The following is a 17,430-nucleotide window of genomic DNA, read 5'->3' as shown; positions in this document are numbered from 1 at the left end:
ATGTTCAATAAATTATTTTCGATGTTGATCAACAACGTACGCGCACATTTAGTGTTCTACATTTGCCTATGGCTAATTTTATTGGCGCTGGATATCTACTTCTTTTTCTACGCTTAACGTCGTTCCCAACGACGGTCTATCCCGCTTTCCGAATCATTATCTTTGCGTATTTGTTGCTGAAAATGCGCGATGAGGCATACATTGATGCCGCATCGCACTGCTATGGCCTAACTCTACGACTCTTTTTCATCTGTTGCCGGTTTACCATCCCCCAGCAATACGGCAAATTTATGGCCGGTTGGCGTCAGCTCCAACGCAATTTTAGCGATGATCGTCAACGGCACCGACAGCAGCATCCCTATCGGCCCGAGTAACCATCCCCAAAATATCAATGACAGAAACACCACCAGCGTAGAAAGTCCTAGTCCACGGCCCATCATGCGCGGATCGATGATGTTGCCACCAATCAGGTTTATCAGAATAAAGCCGCCAGTAACCGCCAGCGCGTCGGCAAAGCCATTAAACAATAAAGCCTGAATAATCGGTGGGATAGCAGCCAGCACCGAGCCGATATTGGGTATGTAATTGAGTACGAATGCCAGCAAACCCCAGATAAAAGCAAAGCGAACATTCATTGATGCCAGGAATATCCAAACCACCAGCCCCGTAGCAAGGCTGATAATCGTTTTAATCACCAGATAGTGAGTGACGCCCTTTACCGCACGCTGCAAGATAGCAATGCCTTTTACCGGATCGTCGAACATTAATTGCAATTTGTACGGCAGGCGCTCAACTTCAAACAGCATAAACACCACCGTCATCAACAGCAGGAAAATACCGGTCATCGCGCCGGAAAGATGGCTAATCGAGCGAGTGACGAAATTCATGGCCGCGCCAGGATCGACGAACTTCATTACGTCATCCACGGACATATCAATATTGAAACGCACGGCAAAACCGTGTAGATCGCGAATTTTTTCCAGCATCATGCCGCGATATTGCGGTAATGAGCGGGCAAACTCATTTAAAGAATTACCGAGCATTCCTAACAGGAATGACATCAGCAAAATAATAACCACCACCAACAGTACAATTGCCAGTGTGCGGGGGATTTTGATTTTTTGCAGCAAACTCACCAATGGATTCAATACAATGGAGAGAAATACCGCCAAAAGGAAAGGTACCACGATGGGCGACGCCGCCTTGATTCCGGCCATAATCACTACCAGCATGGCCAACATGGCGACAATACGTAAACCTTTATTGCTGACTGCCGACGTTACCATAATCTGTCCTTGCATCGAGGTCGTCATCGAGAACGATGATAGAAATAGTGAGAGATCGAAAATAACAGAGCGATCCCTCAACTTAAACTTAATTTTCCGAATATAGCCAGAGGGTTGAGGCAGAAACTAACCCTTTAAGCTTAGCTTTAGTCGTCAGATTTTTCAGGCGCAGGAATATGCATAGTGGTTTGCAGTAATCCTTTTGATTTATTGAAAATCTTCACACCGTTTTCGCGGCCAGCACGACGGGCGCGCTGCTCTTCACGGGGAAGTTTCAATTCGTCCTGACAAATCTGGCTACAGCAGCCGTCAAATTTGGCAGCGCAGCTTGGACATTGAATAAACAGCAGATGGCAACCGTCATTTTTACAGTTGGTATGAGCATCGCAAGGCGTGCCGCACTGATGACAGTTCGCAATCACATCGTCCGAAATCCGCTCGCCCATGCGCTCGTCAAAGACAAAGTTTTTACCGACGAATTTCAGCGGTAAACCCTGTTCCTTGGCTTTGCGGGCGTACTCAATGATGCCGCCTTCAACGTGATAAATATTTTTGAAGCCGTTATGCAACATGTAGGCGCTGGCTTTTTCACAGCGAATACCGCCGGTGCAATACATGACGATATTTTTGTCTTTGTCTTGCTGTAGCATTTCTACTGCCATCGGCAGCTGTTCCCGGAAAGTATCGGACGGAACTTCAATCGCGTTTTCAAAATGCCCCACTTCATATTCATAGTGGTTACGCATATCAACGAACAATGTATCCGGATCGTCAATCATCTGATTAACCTGATCGGCCTTCAGATACTGGCCGACGTTTGCCGGATTAAAGCTGTCGTCATCAATACCGTCGGCAACAATGCGCTCACGCACTTTCATTCGCAGCACCCAGAAGGATTTTCCGTCGTCTTCCAGAGCTACGTTCAGGCGAACCTGATCCAACGCCGGATGAGAAGCGAATAAAACCGCTTTAAACTCATCATAACGGTTGGCGGGAACGCTGATTTGCGCATTGATACCTTCTTTCGCCACGTAAACCCGGCCAAATACGCCCAATTTCACAAATTGGCTGTAAAGGCTGTCACGGAATGCTTTGGCGTCATCCAGATTGAAGTATTTATAAAAAGAAACTGTGGTACGGGGTTCGGTTTCGGCCAACATCCGTGCTTTAAGTTCCTCATTAGAAATTCGGTTATGTAACACTGGCATGGTGTACTTTCCTGTCTTTCGAAGAGGTTTCTGAGAGATTTTTATGCAGCGAAACTGCGGTTGCGGCGAGCATTTACCCGCGCGGCGCACATCATACCCGAAACTGAGCGCGGTCACATCTTTAGGGGCCGGTTAATTGGCAGAGACTTGACGTTAGCGACGTAGATCTGTATTCCTGTTTTATTGTTCCGCTTTCCGCCTGATGGCTATCGACTCCCGCGACTCTATTCTGTTCATTATCAGATTTTACTCAGGGATTTTGGCGACTGCTTTAAAAAGGAAAATCATGCGCGCTATATTTTATGGCCTCGCCGCGTCATTCTTTTTCGCTTTTACTTTTATTCTTAATCGAGCCATGGATTTATCCGGCGGCAGCTGGATCTGGAGTGCCGCGCTGCGGTTTATTTTTATGGCTCCCATGCTGTGGTTGCTGGTAATGATGCGTGGGCAACTGCGGCAAAGTCTGAGCCATTTGCGCCAATACTGGTCAGGCTATCTGCTGTGGAGCACCGTTGGGTTTGGCCTGTTTTACGCGCCGCTGAGTCTGGCGGGATCTTATGGCGAAGGCTGGCTGGTGGCCGGTTCCTGGCAAATTACCATTATTGCAGGCTCACTGCTGATCCCGCTGTTTAAACAGCAAATCGCCACGGAACAGGGGTTACAGACGCGTCGCGGTAAAATCCCCTTCAAAGGATTGCGCTGGTCGCTGTTGATTTTGATCGGCGTTGGGTTAATGCAGTGGCAGCACGCTCAATCGTTGAACTTGCAACAAACGCTGTGGTGTTTGTTGCCGGTAACATTGGCTGCTTTTATGTATCCGTTAGGCAATCGCAAGATGATGGCTATTTGTCAGGGTGAGGTAAATACCCTCCAGCGGGTGCTAAATATGACGCTGGCCAGTCTGCCATTCTGGATTCTGCTGTCTGCCGTTGGGGTGTATCAGGTCGGCTGGCCCTCTCAGGGGCAGGTCGAGCAATCCCTGCTGGTGGCGTTGTTCTCCGGCGTGATTGCCACTTTGCTGTTCTTTGCCGCAACCAATCTGGTCAAACAGGATTATTCCCGTTTAGCAGCGGTGGAAGCCACTCAATCTGGAGAAGTGCTCTTCGCTTTGCTTGGGGAAATGGTCTGGCTGGCGGCTCCATTACCCACCAGTTTATCACTGGCGGGAATTGGGCTGGTCATTATCGGGATGATCATCCACAGCGTAGCGCCTTTTATCGGACAGCGCCGATCGTCGTCTACGGCACGGAGTTAAGGCTTTTTGCAGCGACGACAATCGGTGAAACCAGAGGCTATAATGCCAGCCAGCAATGAGGCTCCGGCCAATACCAGTAAAAAATTGTGTTGCCAGTGTGCACCTGCATAACCGAGCAGGACGCCACCGAACAATAACCCGACGCTGACTTTTTCTGCTCGCATCATCCGTTGTCTATCCCATTTATGGCGATTAATTAGCTGCATATATAATACGCTATAAAAAGAAAAACCCCTTCTTTCCGGAAGGGGTTCCGCACGCAAAGCAACAAACTGATATCAGGCTAAGCGCGTCAGTTTAGCCGGAAGCCCTTGCCGCACCGCCGCGCCGCTCACCCAATCCAGCCAGGTATTTGGCACTTCTCGGGTAGGATCGATAAATCCGAGGTCATTAAGATTAACGCCTGCGCCGATTCGGCTGTCACTCGCCATTTCCACGCCGTCAAGCTGATGCAGATTCGCACCCATTTCGCGATGACCATAACCGTGCTCAATTGCAATAACTCCTGGCATCACTCCATCTAATACACTGAGCTGCGCTTTCATGCTGCCGCCGGGGGTTTCCAGTTTGACCCAATCGCCGTGCGCCACGCCCAGCGCTTTGGCATCCTGCGGATTAATCGCCACCAGATTACTGGCTTTGACTGCCCGCAGACGCTCAATCATCGGCGTAGAGCTGCTCATCAAATGTGATTTAAACGACATCAACTGGAATGGCCAACTCTGCACGGGATAATGCTGGTGAATACTGGAGCCATCGGCCAGCCGCGGCGGATAGAAAGTCGGGCAACCCGAATAACGCTCTCCGGTCATGGCATGACGATGTTTAGCCACATTTTCATTCCAGATATGTAGCGGTTTCTTCCACTGCGGCCCAGTAGCGTAGCCGTTCCACGATTTTTCATACGGCGCAAAACGCCCGCCTCGCGCCAGTAAATACGCAACCCGCATTTGCTCATCCGGATACAAACTGCGCTGAATTTCCGGCAGTAAACGTACCACGCCGGTGAGTTGTAATTCGTCCAGTTGCGCTGCGGGCACGGGGTTTTCACCCAGATAGGCGATATTGGCTGCGGCGCGCAGATAAAAATCTTCGGCACGATCGAGCGGTAACCCCTTGCCCTGTACGTCCTGCATCGCATTTTCACCAAAACCGGGTAAAGCCAGCGCTTTCGCAACGGCGATCAGGAAACTCTCCATCGCCACCGCTTGTCCGTCGGCAGTGCGCGCCGTGCGTGACTCCACCACCGGCCAGCGGGCAGTGCTGGCTTTAACCAATACGCCAGCCCAAGGCGCGCTAAACCCCCAGCTTTCGAAATTATGCGTATCTGGCACGATATAATCAGCCAGCGCAGTGGTTTCATTGATAAAAGCATCGATGGCAATAAACAGGGGTAAATGTTTAGGATCTTTCAACTTATCTTCAACCAGACCACGTAAACCAGCGACACCGTACAACGGATTGGTCATATGGCTGATCCAGGCTTTTAGCGGGTAAGGATAGCCAGAAAGCGCCGGAGCCAATTGCTCGGTTAACTGCCCGCCGACAAAGGGGTACCACGGCCCTTTTGCAGGATACGGCGGTTCACCGGCAGCCAGTTTTTGTTGATATTCCTCAGATTTTTCGTAAGGCTGTTTACTGCGGGATAGTGACAAACCGCGAGATTTAACCTGCCCGGGGAAACTGGCCAGTTGGTAGCGCGGGCCATCAGCAAAGCCGTCAAATTTGCCTCCGCCGACGGAAACACCGCCTTTCAGATTCAGGTTACCAATCAGCGCGTTCAGCATCATAACCGCCCAAGTGGTATAAAAACCGTTGCCGCTCATCATTCCACCGTGGGAAATCACCACCGCCTGACGCTGATAGGCGGTGAATTCTTTCGCCAACCCGCTGATGGTCGCCACCGGAACACCGCACTGCTGGCTGTATTCCTCCAGCGTAAAACGATTAGCCGCCGCACGCAGCAGGCTCAGCCCCGATTGCACGTCAACCTGCTGCCCGTCCGCCAACGTAACGCTCTGACTGACATATAGCTCCGCGTCCATCGCAACCGGTGCCGCCACCAAAGCCCCATCGCCCTGCGCCACCAGTACCGGGCTTTCTTCCCCTTCCGCAAGGATTTCACCGCTCAAATGCGCCGCCCGCAGAAACTGACCGGCCAGAGGGTGTTGCGGGCTAACAATCACCAAATGGGTAGCGTTAGTCCAACTGCGCTCTCCGGCGGCAGTCATAGCCGCCTCTCCCGGTACTTTCAGATATGGCGCGTTAAAACGTTCCTGTTCGAGAATCCAGCGAATCATTCCCATCACCAGCGCCGAATCACTGCCCGGCAGCACGGGCACCCAACGGTTATGCTGATTTGCCAGCGTGGTCGTCAGCGGCAACGCGGGAGCCACCACCACGTAATTAAAATCGTCCCGTTGGCGCGCATTGGCTAATTGCCTGCCTTGCCGTTTAAACGGGTTGCCCGATTGCGCCGGAGAGGTTCCTAAAAACAGAGCAAAACGCACATTATCCCAATCCGGTTTTACGTGTGCATTTTTATCCAAATCCCCCATTAATGCCCCAGAACCGGCGCGATAAGCCAGCCCGCAGTAAGCGCCGTGGCTACCAAGATTTTTAGTACCAAAGGCTTTGGCAGCAAAGCGTTGGATAAACGCGTCCCGCCCGTCGTCACCGGCGTTGGTCATCAGCAACTGGTTGGCCTTCGGCCCCAAGGACGGCTGAGCCGGATCGATTGGCGTATCCAGATCGCGAATCGCCCGCAGGCCGTCGACATGGCCTTCCCCAAACAGATCGCCGCCTTCCGTCACTTCTTTCACTAACTGTTCGAAACTGATACGTTGCCACTGACCTTCACCACGCGCCCCCACTCGTTTCATCGGCTCAAGAACGCGATAAGGGCTGGTCACGCCTTCCAGTAGCGTCGCGCCTCGAGCACATGCGGTAGATCTGTCCGCCAACCCTTGCTCACCGCCCATGCGGCGCAAAGCTTCGCTCACCGGTAATCCGTAGGGAAAATGGTGGTCGTGAGACAACGGGTGATAGGGGTTGCCTGCGATTCGCAAAATGCGATTTTGCGGCGTATCCACTCGCACTCGTAGCCCACACAGCGTCCAGCAGCCAAAACATTGTGTCATCGAAACCGCCTGATGCGGCGTAGCCTGCCATTCTTGCCCGGCATGGCCTTCCGGCGTGAGTGAGTTGCCGTTAATGGGGTCTCGCGGCAGCTTTCCGGCGCTGCCGTCCCGCAGCCCAATTAGCGTTTTACGCACCACATCGTGATAACCTGCGCCAAAGGCCACTAATCCCCCCAGAGCCAAACCGCCTTTTAACCATTGCCGCCGCGTCGTTTTAGCCATGTTGCACTCTCCCTTCCCACCATCTGACTCCTTCACGGAGCGCAATAATTAATGTCACCCATAAACCGAACGTACCGATAATCGCCAGCAATCCGTCGGTACCCAGCGATAACTGATAAGGGTTCGCGAGCACGTTATATTTAGGCAAGGTTTGGCTTTGCATCAGCAATAGCCAACGCACCATCCAGCACAGCACCATCGCCAGCAGGCTTTGCAGGATAACCACACCGATAGGTAAGCGACGTTTCAGATTCAGCAATGCCATTCCCAATAACATCAATCCAATCAATAATGGCGCAGCCGCGGTTAACGGGTGCCCGCTGGCCCACAGACGTAACGCCGCAGCAGAAAGCGTCGCGCCGCCGGCCCATAGCAACGTCACCAAGGCCAAAAGCAGTAGAGAAACCAGTTGCCAACGCGCCAGATACCTCTGAACCTGCGGCTGACGCCACAGCCACAAAGCCAGCAACGAAGGCACCGCCTGCATCGCCGTCAGGAAAATAAACAGCGGCAGCCACAGGGTGAACCACAGCGGCTGAGCGCGTAGCACCGACACTTCCCGCCCGGTATACATCAGAATCGAAAGTGCCGATAACGCCGTCAGAATCGATAACAGCCGCAGTAATCCAGTCAAAGGCCGGTTTTCCCGTTGGCCGTAGATTAAGACCAGAAAATAGGTCACCACCAGCCCGCTAAACAGCGGCAAGAACAGCGAACCCCATGACATCCACGACCAGGGCGTAAAATAAGGGTAAAAATGCCAGGCGCGCGCTGGCTGATGTAAATCCGCGCTCAAAGCCAACGGTGCCACAATAGCCGCCGCGGTAGCCAACATCAGCGCCGCTCGTTCTAGCTGTGGCCCTTTATCTCGCCTGAACCAGCGTTGCCAACAGCCGAGCAACACTGCACCACAGGCCAGCCCGATAAAGAAAAAATATTGCACTGCCCAAGGTAACCAACTGATTTCCTGCGGACGCACCAGAATTTCACGAATCATGGGTGAACCTCCTGCCACAGCGCCGGTTGCCCCTGTAGCGGCCGAGTAAACACTTCATTTAAACCGAGGTAAAACACCTGTGGCTGCGTACCTTGCTCCGGTTTCAGCACCTTAATTTCGCCCTCATACTGTTTGAGCATCCGGCGCAGTTCACTGTTTTCATCGTGCAAGTCGCCGATAATACGCGCCCCGCCGACACAGGATTCCACGCAGGCTGGCAATAAACCGGCCTCCAGACGGTGTACGCAGAAAGTGCATTTATCCGCCGTTTGAGTGGTGTGATTGATAAACCGCGCCTCATAAGGACAGGCCTGCACACAGTAGGCGCAGCCTACGCAGCGCGTGTTATCGATGACCACAATGCCATCCTGCCGCTGATAGGTTGCCTGTACCGGACACACCGGTACGCAGGGCGGGTTATCACAGTGATTGCATAATCGAGGCAGCAGCACGTTGGTTACGCTGCCCTCGCCTTCTAGCGCGATCTGATACTGGTTAACGCTGGTGCGAAACTGGCCTTGCGGTGACTGATTTTCAATGGCACAACTGACGGTACAGGCCTGACAGCCGATACAGCGACGCAGATCGATCAGCATGGCATAGCGACGCTGGGGGTTGCCGTTGCGACGGCTCGGTTCCAGTTTCCAACCGGCTTCAGCCAGCGGAACCAAAGCTGCGCCGGCGGTTAGCACGCCCAATCGCTGTAGAAACTCTCTTTTCCCTCGATCCATGGTGTTCTCCAAACCCGCCGTCGGTTAATTGATAGGAAGATGTGACGAGTTGATGGTGAGGAGTGTAGAAATTGCCAAACAGAAGCCCTATTGTGGTTTTCCACATTCCCTTTAGGGACTTGATCCAGGACAATTCACCGGGGCGATCTGGGTCATAAAAAGGAGAAGGCACGTTGCGAAACCTGTTGATTATCTTGCTGTGTTACGGTGTTTCGCTGACGGCATACAGCAAAGAATGGACGATTGGCGTACTGGCATTACGCGGCAATGCCCAAACGCTGCAACGCTGGCAGCCGCTGGCGGATAGCCTCAATCAAGGCTTGCCCGATCAGCATTTTCGCTTGTTGCCATTGGATCTCACGGCGATGAAAACCGCCGTGCAACATGGGCGCGTGGATTTTCTGCTCACCAATCCAGCGCAGTACGTGCAAATAGATAGCCACTATCCGCTACGCTGGCTGGTTTCACTGCGATCCAGCCATGAGCCGAACAACGCCAGCCGCAACGTGATTGGCAGCGTGATTTTAGTCCGTCAGGACAGTCCTATCACTCAAGCGGATGAGTTACGCGGCAAACAGGTTGGCGCGGTGTCAGCGGATGCATTCGGCGGTTATCTTTTAGGTTACAAAGCCTTGCGGGACGCTGGCTTACGGCCTGGGCAGGATTTTAATCTGCACTTTTCCGGCTTCCCGGTGGATACATTGATGTATTTGCTGCGAGATGGCGCTCTGGATGCCGCGATAGTCCCCACCTGCTTGCTGGAAGATTTACAAAACGAAGGATTATTGCAGGCCTCTGATTTCAGAGCATTACTGGCTAAACCCACCACAGTGCCCTGTCTGACCAGCAGTGATTTATACCCCAACTGGTCATTTGCCGCGTTGGCGCAGGTACCGGATTCGCTGGCTGACCAAGTAACGCGGATGCTGCTCACGCCAACGGTCAGCAAGGAGCCGCAATGGGGCGCGCCTTCCTCCACCAGCCAGGTCGAAGCCTTGTTGCGCTCGATAAATCAGCATCCAGAACAGCCGCAGCTATGGCAGGCGATACTTTCCTGGGCACTACAAAACCGGCTATTGCTCGGGATTATCGCGGCAATATTGCTGCTGCTGGGTGCGAATCATATTTGGGTGGCCTTTTTAGTGCGCCGTCGCAGCCAGCAGTTAGAGCTGGCCCACCAGCAGCTACGAGAGCGGGAAACCGCACTGGAGCAAGCTCAACGCCTCAGTATTTTGGGGGAAATGGCGTCCGGCTTTGCTCATGAACTCAACCAGCCACTTTCGGCGGTTCGCCACTACGCCGAAGGCTGCGATATCCGTTTAATACGTGAACAGCCAGATCATCCGCTGCTACCGGTGTTACAGCAAATCAGCGCCCAGGCGCAGCGAGGGGCGGATATTATCGCCAACCTACGTCTTTGGGTGGACAAAGCGCCAGCCACGTCCACGCGTATTCCGCAGTCACCTAGGAACGTGGCAGAGCACGTTTGGCAACTTATCGGCGCGCCACATCATTATCCTGATAGCAGGCTGAATATTGACCTTCCGGCTGAAATACAGCTGATGCTCCCTGCAACCTTGCTCGACCAGATATTTTGCAACCTGTTCACCAACAGCCTACAGGCCGGCGCGCGGAGACTATGTCTGAACGGCAATCAAACGCCCGAAGGAACAGAACTCAGTTTGCAGGACGATGGTGGCGGATTAACGGTTTCGCAGCTCAATCAGCTATTTATGCCATTCAAATCGGGAAAACCAGATGGCCTGGGGTTAGGTTTGGTGATTTGCCAACGGCTGATGGGCAGCCAGGGTGGGAAAATGACGTTAACCAACGCCCTTGCCGCTAACGGCGCAGCTGGGTTAGAGGTCCGATTATTCTTCCCTCTAAATTCCTCACTAAAAGGAACAAGTTAGTGTCAGTCATACATTTAGTGGACGACGATTTGGCCGTGACCGATGCCTGTCGTTTTTTATTGGAAAGTCTGGGCTATAAAGTCTGTATCTGGCATCAGGGCCAGAGTTTCCTAAACGAAGCCGATTTGTTTCAAACCGCGGTAGTACTGCTGGATATTCGTATGCCAGTGCTGGACGGCCTACAAATCCATCGGCGTTTACGTGAAGCAGGCAGCACGCTGGCGGTAGTTTTTCTTACCGGACATGGGGATGTTCCGCTGGCGGTTGAACAAATGAAGCAAGGTGCTATCGATTTCCTGCAAAAACCCGTCGCCACTCAGCCTTTGGTTAATGCACTCCAGCAGGCATTGAAACATTCCGAACAGGCGGTTTCACGCCATCAGGTCAATTTGCGCTACGCCAGCCTGACGCCAAAAGAGCAGCGGATTGCACAATGGGTAGCGCAAGGATTGATCAACCGCGACATTGCCAATAAAGCCTGTGTTTCTGTAAGAACCGTTGAGGTTCACAGAGCTAAAGTCATGGAAAAAATGGCTGCTGCGAGTTTGGCAGAATTAGTCAGTTTGCTGAATAAGCGTAGCGGCATAAGCTAGGCGTGTTTATTTTATCAACTAAAACCGGTTTATTTTGCTCAAAAATAAAGCAAATGTTACTAAGAATAGTTTTTTAATGCGGTCTGTTTTCGCGTTTTTCCCTAAAAGTGCCACAATAGAACTACCTTAAATGACAGATAAACATATTGAAAGCATGATTAGCGGCCCCAGATTAGCCGCCATAACGTAAAAGTTAACTGTCCTAAATTACTACTCTGAAGCTGAGAACACATGATGCAAGTTCCTTCTTTTAATCGCTCGTTACTGCACCCAAGATACTGGCTGACATGGTTAGGCCTGGGTATCCTTTACTTGCTGGTTTTACTGCCTTATCCGGTGATTTATACACTGGGTACTTCCCTCGGCCGTTTCTCAATGCGTTTCCTCAAACGCCGCCTTTATATCGCAGAACGTAATCTGGAACTGTGCTTTCCGCAAATGTCCAAAGCGGAACGCGAGCAGCTGGTGGTCAAAAACTTCGAATCTGTCGGTATGGGACTGTTTGAAACCGGTATGGCTTGGTTTTGGCCAGACTGGCGCATCAATCGTTGGTGTAAAGTCAGCGGACTAGAACATATTGAGAAAGCTCGGGAGAATGGTCAGGGCGTACTGTTGATCGGTCTACATTTTCTAACGCTGGAGCTGGGTGCCCGCATTTTCGGCATTCATAACCCAGGAATCGGGGTTTATCGCCCCCACGATAATAAGGCAATGGATTGGATGCAGACTTGGGGCCGAATGCGCTCCAATAAATCCATGCTGGATCGCAAAGATTTGAAAGGGATGATTCGTAGCCTGAGACAAGGCGAAATCATCTGGTATGCGCCGGATCATGACTATGGCCCACGCAGCAGCGTGTTTGTTCCGCTGTTTGCCGTTGACGATGCGGCCACCACCACCGGCACTTATTTATTGGTACGCACGGCGAAACCGGCGGTGATTCCCTTCACCCCGCGCCGTCTGCCCGATGGCAAAGGTTACGAACTGATTCTGCAACCGGCGGTAGAAGACTTCCCGCTGGAAAGCGAAGTCACTGCCGCAGCCTTTATGAATAAAGTGATCGAAGAAGAAATTCAGTTGGCAACGGATCAATATATGTGGCTGCACCGCCGCTTCAAAACCCGTCCGGAAGGCGCCCCCTCGCTGTACGATTAGCGCTCTGACGCCTTTCGCAATATCACGCCGGGGCTTTCTCTGCACCGGCGTAAATCAACGCTGCATCCCTCTGGTTATTCAACGCTAGCCCTTTTTTAACGACAAAAATACCGAGCCAAGCCTTGTTAATTTGTAATCAACATGGGAATTTATCTTTCTCTTATTTCCATATGGCTTAGCTATGTACATCATTAATCTCACTTATCATCGTCCCGTTGAAGAAGTCGATACTCATCTCGATGCCCATATTGCCTGGTTACGCAAATACTACGATCAGGGCATTTTCATCGCTTCCGGGCGTAAAAACCCGCGCACTGGCGGCATTATCTTTGCCATCGCCTTACCCCGCGACGAACTGGATGCCATTCTGGCTGAAGATTCTTTCAACGCTGTTGCCCGATATGAAGTCATCGAATTTACTCCAACCATGACGTCAGACTCGCTAACTGCTCTGAAAGGTTTGTAAGACATCAATTTGCCAAAACAGGGAATGAAAGTCAGAAATTAAGGTAGGAAACGAAAAGAAATAAGAAATGAATCAGGCAGATTCAATATTTTTGAACTATTCTGTCAGTTTTATCCACTATGAGAATGATTATTAACTACACATAATTGTGTGTAATTAATAAGAGTTATTATCAGGTTATTTCTTCAATTTCTATAAGGATATACACCATGCTGGCGAGTGCAAATCAGTGGTTCACACGATTAACCGATCATCAAGACGGCGGTAAGCTACTGTTACGCCTGACTTTTGGTATTTTGATGCTATTCCACGGGGTAGCAAAAATCCAACATGGCACCAGTTGGATTTCCGATATGCTACAGGCTCAGGGCATCCCTGGCTTTGTTGCCTACGGCGTTTATATTGGTGAGATCATTGTGCCTATTCTGATGATTCTGGGGCTATTTACCCGTCCGGCGGCCTTTATTTATGCCGTTAACCTGCTGGTGGCCACTCTGATGGTTGGCACCGGTAAGTTCTTTACTCTGACCGACGTGGGTGCCTGGGGGCTGGAAAACGAAGCGCTGTATTTCTTCGGCGGTATCATCATTATGCTGTTGGGCAGCGGCCGTTACTCGATCACCAAAAACGAAGCCTACCGTTAATTCGGGTAAACGTCGGGAAATCTAGTAGATTTGATCGCTATTCCCGCGGGGTGAACAAGACCCCGCGGCTATTTTATCGCTTTTGTTTTCTCTGACCCTGCTCAGCCCCTCACGCTTTCAGACATCGCTGTACTTTGCTAACAGCTGTTAACCTTCCCGCTTTCCGCCGTACTCATTCATCTTCCTCATCGTCTTATTCAAAAAATTTATATGCTTATTCCTAGATAATAAACCTGCTTTTCATTTTTATAAAAACCGTTAACCAAATGGTTGATGTATCTATTCAACAGGCGCATACTTAACAGGCTAATCATCTGCTTTTGTGCTTTGCCATATTAACGCCCCTCACCATGACGCTAAACCGTGCCGCAGAGCTAACACATTCTTCTATCGGTAATTTATGACCTCGTCACCAGAACCTATTCACTGGAAACGGAACCTATTTGTCGCTTGGTTGGGCTGTTTTCTGACCGGTGCCGCCTTCAGTCTGATTATGCCTTTTCTGCCTTTATACGTGGAAATCCTCGGCGTGACTGGTCATCAGGCGCTGAATATGTGGTCAGGGCTGGTGTTCAGTATTACCTTCCTGTTTTCAGCCATTGCGTCGCCGTTTTGGGGCAGTCTGGCCGACCGTAAAGGCAGAAAAATTATGCTATTACGATCGGCATTAGGCATGGGGATCGTGATGGTGTTAATGGGAATGGCGCAGAATATCTGGCAATTTCTGGCGTTACGCGCCCTGCTGGGTCTGCTCGGTGGCTTTATTCCCAACGCCAATGCGCTGATTGCCACTCAGGTGCCACGACATAAAAGCGGCTGGGCGCTGGGCACGTTGTCTACCGGCGGCGTCAGCGGCGCGTTAATTGGCCCGCTGATCGGTGGTTTACTGGCAGATAGCTACGGCCTACGTCCGGTATTCTTTATTACCGCCGCCGTACTGTTCCTGTGCTTTGTTATGACGCTACTGTGCGTTAAAGAGCAATTTACGCCGGTGTTGAAAAAAGACATGCTCAACGGACGGCAGGTTTTACAATCGCTGAAAAATCCTAAACTGGTGCTTAGCCTGTTTGTTACTACCATGATTATTCAGGTGGCAACCGGTTCAATCGCACCGATTTTGACGCTGTACGTACGCGAGCTGGCGGGAGATATTCACAATCTGGCATTTGTTAGCGGAATGATTGCCTCGGTGCCTGGCGTTGCGGCGTTAATCAGTGCCCCCAGACTGGGAAAATTAGGCGATAAAATCGGCCCCGAACGTATTCTTATCGCTATGCTGGCGCTGTCGGTGTTGTTGTTGATCCCAATGGCGCTGGTACAGACGCCGTGGCAATTGGCAGTATTACGCTTTTTGCTCGGTGCTACCGACGGCGCGCTACTGCCCGCAGTGCAAACATTATTGATTTATAATTGTACAAATCAGGTGGCTGGTCGAATTTTCAGCTACAACCAATCATTTCGGGACGTTGGCAACGTCAGCGGCCCGCTGCTGGGCGCCGCCGTTTCCGCCAGTTATGGCTTCCGGGCGGTATTCTGCGTCACCGCCGTGGTGGTGTTATTTAACACATTCTACTCATACTGGTGCCTGCGACGGCGACCGGCTCAGGCTTTGAAACAATCGGCCAATCGTCAGGAAGATAGCTAAAACTCCCCCCGGATAAGCGCAAATCTTCCCTCCTCCATGCCAAAATTTTGCTGTGATTAAAATCACAGTTTATCGCTGACTTTTCTCTTATAAATGTCACTTATACCCACTTAAAAAGTGGCTATCATCCTTATTCTCCCCAAAACTGTCATTTTCCTCTCTTTCCAGTAAAAAATAATTTACCCGTTCAAAAAAAGGGGTAAGCTCACTCTAAAGAAAAAAGACTAACTAGTTGAAAATAAATAGATAAATCTCATTATCAGCCTCGAAATTTGCACTATAATTTCGTCATAAAAATCCACATCCACCCACAGATATAAATCTAAAAAACGAGATGTATATCGACTTTTCGTCTAAATAATGGGATATAAGCACGGTAGAAAACCAAAATGACGTTATTATGGAGTTAAATCCTATTATAGAGAGTGTTAAATCGATTATTCATGAAATTAGTGACTGCCCGATAACCTAACGATAACGGACGGCATTAACAGGAGAATAAGGCGTATTGAATCACTCATACCACAGCACAACAGCCCGACCTTAACAGGCGATTTCTATGGGAAGACTTTATGCAATCCTCTAATACCAACAATAGCCGGACTTTCTTCGGCCATCCTTATCCTCTGAGTTCGCTATTCTTTACCGAGATGTGGGAGCGCTTCTCGTTTTATGGCATCCGTCCGCTGCTGATTCTGTTTATGGCCGCTACGGTTTATGACGGTGGGTTAGGTTTACCGCGAGAAAATGCTTCCGCTATCGTCGGTATTTTTGCCGGTAGCCTGTATTTAGCTTCATTGCCCGGCGGCTGGCTAGCCGATAACTGGCTAGGCCAACAGCGCGCCGTTTGGTACGGCTCTATCCTGATTGCCATGGGCCACCTTTCCATCGCTTTATCCGCATTTTTCGGTAATGACATGTTCTTTATTGGGCTGGTCTTTATCGTATTAGGAACAGGCCTGTTCAAAACCTGTATTTCCGTGATGGTCGGAACCTTATATAAGCCCGGTGATGCGCGCCGCGACGGCGGTTTCTCACTGTTTTATATGGGAATCAACATGGGTTCCTTTATTGCCCCGCTGCTCTCTGGCTGGCTATTACGCACCCACGGCTGGCACTGGGGCTTCGGTATCGGCGGCGTCGGTATGCTGGTGGCATTATTGACCTTCCGCATGTTCGTGATTCCATCAATGACTCGCTACGATGCCGAAGTTGGCATGGACTCCAGTTGGAACAGCCCGACCGTTCAACGTAAAAACGTCGGTAAATGGGTCTGCGCGGCGATGGTGGCATTGGCGGCGGTAGTCACACTGGTGGCTCAAGGCGTGATTGAAATCAATCCGGTACTGGTCGCCAGCAGTCTGGTGTACCTGATTGCCGCGTCGGTAACGCTGTATTTCGTCTATCTTTTCGCTTTTGCCGGTTTAAGCCGCAAAGACAAAGCTCGGCTGCTGGTGTGCTTTATCCTGCTGGTCTCCGCCGCGTTCTTCTGGTCAGCCTTCGAGCAAAAACCGACGTCTTTCAACCTGTTCGCCAATGATTACACCGATCGTATGGTCATGGGCTTTGAAATCCCAACCGTATGGTTCCAGTCAATTAACGCCTTATTTATTATTCTGTTAGCGCCAATCTTCAGCTGGGCATGGCCCGCACTGGCGAAGAAAAGCATTCGCCCAAGCAGCATTACCAAATTTGTCATCGGTATTTTATGCGCCGCCGCCGGTTTTGGTGTGATGATGCTGGCAGCGCAGCATGTGCTGGCCACTGGTGAAGGGGTTTCTCCATTCTGGCTGGTAGGCAGTATTCTGATGTTGACGCTAGGTGAGCTCTGCCTTAGCCCTATCGGGCTGGCGACGATGACATTGCTGGCACCGGACAGAATGCGTGGTCAGGTTATGGGTCTGTGGTTCTGCGCTTCCGCGCTGGGTAATCTGGCCGCAGGCCTGATTGGTGGACACGTAAAAGCCGATCAGTTGGATATGCTGCCAACGCTGTTTGCCCGTTGCTCCATCGCACTGGTCATCTGCGCCGCCATCCTGATTCTGCTGATTGTGCCGATTCGTCGCATGATGAATAACACCCAAGGCGCTGAAAAAACTGCGTAATTTGTCGGAATAGACTTGATAAAAAGCCAGCCTTATTTTCGGCTGGCTTTTTACTGCCCGCTCACCTGCA

The 17,430-nt window shown here is 51.0% G+C and carries 15 protein-coding genes; 9 read left to right on the top strand and 6 right to left on the bottom strand.

The annotated features are described in order from the left end of the window. A complete protein-coding gene (locus ACQ4OC_RS01520) occupies positions 1 to 117 on the top strand; it encodes a DUF2770 family protein (protein ID WP_049596438.1) in 117 nt (38 codons plus the stop codon). Between the two features lie 116 nt (positions 118 to 233). On the opposite strand, the gene ACQ4OC_RS01515 is transcribed toward ACQ4OC_RS01520, so the two are convergent. Together ACQ4OC_RS01515 and ACQ4OC_RS01510 are read right to left on the bottom strand one after the other, a co-directional pair. Beyond that, complete coding sequence (locus tag ACQ4OC_RS01515; protein WP_064513025.1) at positions 234 to 1,286, bottom strand: AI-2E family transporter; 1,053 nt, start codon at positions 1,284 to 1,286, stop codon at positions 234 to 236. Between the two features lie 146 nt (positions 1,287 to 1,432). Continuing rightward, entirely contained in the window at positions 1,433 to 2,494 is a 1,062-nt protein-coding gene (locus ACQ4OC_RS01510) for a rhodanese-related sulfurtransferase (RefSeq protein WP_064513023.1), read from the bottom strand. Positions 2,495 to 2,780: 286 nt separating this feature from the next. Here ACQ4OC_RS01510 and ACQ4OC_RS01505 point away from each other — a divergent pair, with 286 nt between their 5' ends. Next, on the top strand, positions 2,781 to 3,749 hold the full coding sequence (locus ACQ4OC_RS01505) for a DMT family transporter (RefSeq protein ID WP_064513021.1): 969 nt from the start codon (positions 2,781 to 2,783) through the stop codon (positions 3,747 to 3,749). Here ACQ4OC_RS01505 and ACQ4OC_RS01500 read toward each other — a convergent pair. From ACQ4OC_RS01500 to ttrB, 4 genes are all read right to left on the bottom strand, one after another. After that, the gene (locus ACQ4OC_RS01500; protein ID WP_162975179.1) at positions 3,746 to 3,916 is read right to left on the bottom strand and encodes a hypothetical protein; all 171 of its coding nucleotides are present in this window, start codon (positions 3,914 to 3,916) and stop codon (positions 3,746 to 3,748) included. The two genes, ACQ4OC_RS01505 and ACQ4OC_RS01500, sit on opposite strands and share 4 nt — an antisense overlap. 111 nt (positions 3,917 to 4,027) lie before the next feature. Next, complete coding sequence (ttrA, locus tag ACQ4OC_RS01495; protein WP_430970869.1) at positions 4,028 to 7,111, bottom strand: tetrathionate reductase subunit TtrA; 3,084 nt, start codon at positions 7,109 to 7,111, stop codon at positions 4,028 to 4,030. Then, a complete protein-coding gene (gene ttrC, locus ACQ4OC_RS01490; RefSeq protein ID WP_430970868.1) occupies positions 7,104 to 8,108 on the bottom strand; it encodes a tetrathionate reductase subunit TtrC in 1,005 nt (334 codons plus the stop codon). Before ttrC ends, ttrA begins: the two co-directional genes overlap by 8 nt. Then, positions 8,105 to 8,839, bottom strand: coding sequence for a tetrathionate reductase subunit TtrB (gene ttrB, locus ACQ4OC_RS01485; RefSeq protein WP_064513014.1), 735 nt, complete (start codon positions 8,837 to 8,839; stop codon positions 8,105 to 8,107). The genes ttrC and ttrB overlap by 4 nt, the downstream gene beginning before the upstream one ends. 173 nt (positions 8,840 to 9,012) lie before the next feature. Between ttrB and ttrS the strand changes: the two genes are divergently transcribed. From ttrS to ACQ4OC_RS01450, 7 genes are all read left to right on the top strand, one after another. Further along, the gene (ttrS, locus tag ACQ4OC_RS01480; RefSeq protein WP_430970867.1) at positions 9,013 to 10,752 is read left to right on the top strand and encodes a tetrathionate respiration histidine kinase TtrS; all 1,740 of its coding nucleotides are present in this window, start codon (positions 9,013 to 9,015) and stop codon (positions 10,750 to 10,752) included. Next, complete coding sequence (gene ttrR / locus ACQ4OC_RS01475; protein WP_064513010.1) at positions 10,752 to 11,345, top strand: tetrathionate respiration response regulator TtrR; 594 nt, start codon at positions 10,752 to 10,754, stop codon at positions 11,343 to 11,345. Before ttrS ends, ttrR begins: the two co-directional genes overlap by 1 nt. Before the next feature lie 231 nt (positions 11,346 to 11,576). Continuing rightward, positions 11,577 to 12,500 carry a Kdo(2)-lipid IV(A) acyltransferase gene (locus ACQ4OC_RS01470; RefSeq protein WP_064513008.1) on the top strand — a complete coding sequence of 308 codons (924 nt, stop codon included), beginning with the start codon at positions 11,577 to 11,579 and terminating at the stop codon, positions 12,498 to 12,500. Between the two features lie 181 nt (positions 12,501 to 12,681). Then, the gene (locus ACQ4OC_RS01465; RefSeq protein WP_064513006.1) at positions 12,682 to 12,966 is read left to right on the top strand and encodes a YciI family protein; all 285 of its coding nucleotides are present in this window, start codon (positions 12,682 to 12,684) and stop codon (positions 12,964 to 12,966) included. 209 nt (positions 12,967 to 13,175) lie between these two features. Beyond that, entirely contained in the window at positions 13,176 to 13,610 is a 435-nt protein-coding gene (locus ACQ4OC_RS01460) for a DoxX family protein (RefSeq protein ID WP_064513004.1), read from the top strand. Positions 13,611 to 14,010: 400 nt separating this feature from the next. After that, positions 14,011 to 15,255, top strand: coding sequence for a multidrug efflux MFS transporter MdtG (mdtG, locus tag ACQ4OC_RS01455; RefSeq protein ID WP_430970866.1), 1,245 nt, complete (start codon positions 14,011 to 14,013; stop codon positions 15,253 to 15,255). Between the two features lie 572 nt (positions 15,256 to 15,827). Next, entirely contained in the window at positions 15,828 to 17,360 is a 1,533-nt protein-coding gene (locus ACQ4OC_RS01450) for a peptide MFS transporter (RefSeq protein ID WP_064513000.1), read from the top strand. The last annotated feature ends 70 nt before the right edge of the window (positions 17,361 to 17,430 follow it).

The sequence above is a fragment of the Yersinia sp. J1 genome, assembly GCF_050586585.1.
Lineage (GTDB): Bacteria > Pseudomonadota > Gammaproteobacteria > Enterobacterales > Enterobacteriaceae > Yersinia > Yersinia entomophaga.
This window is presented reverse-complemented; position numbering and strand designations above follow the sequence as displayed.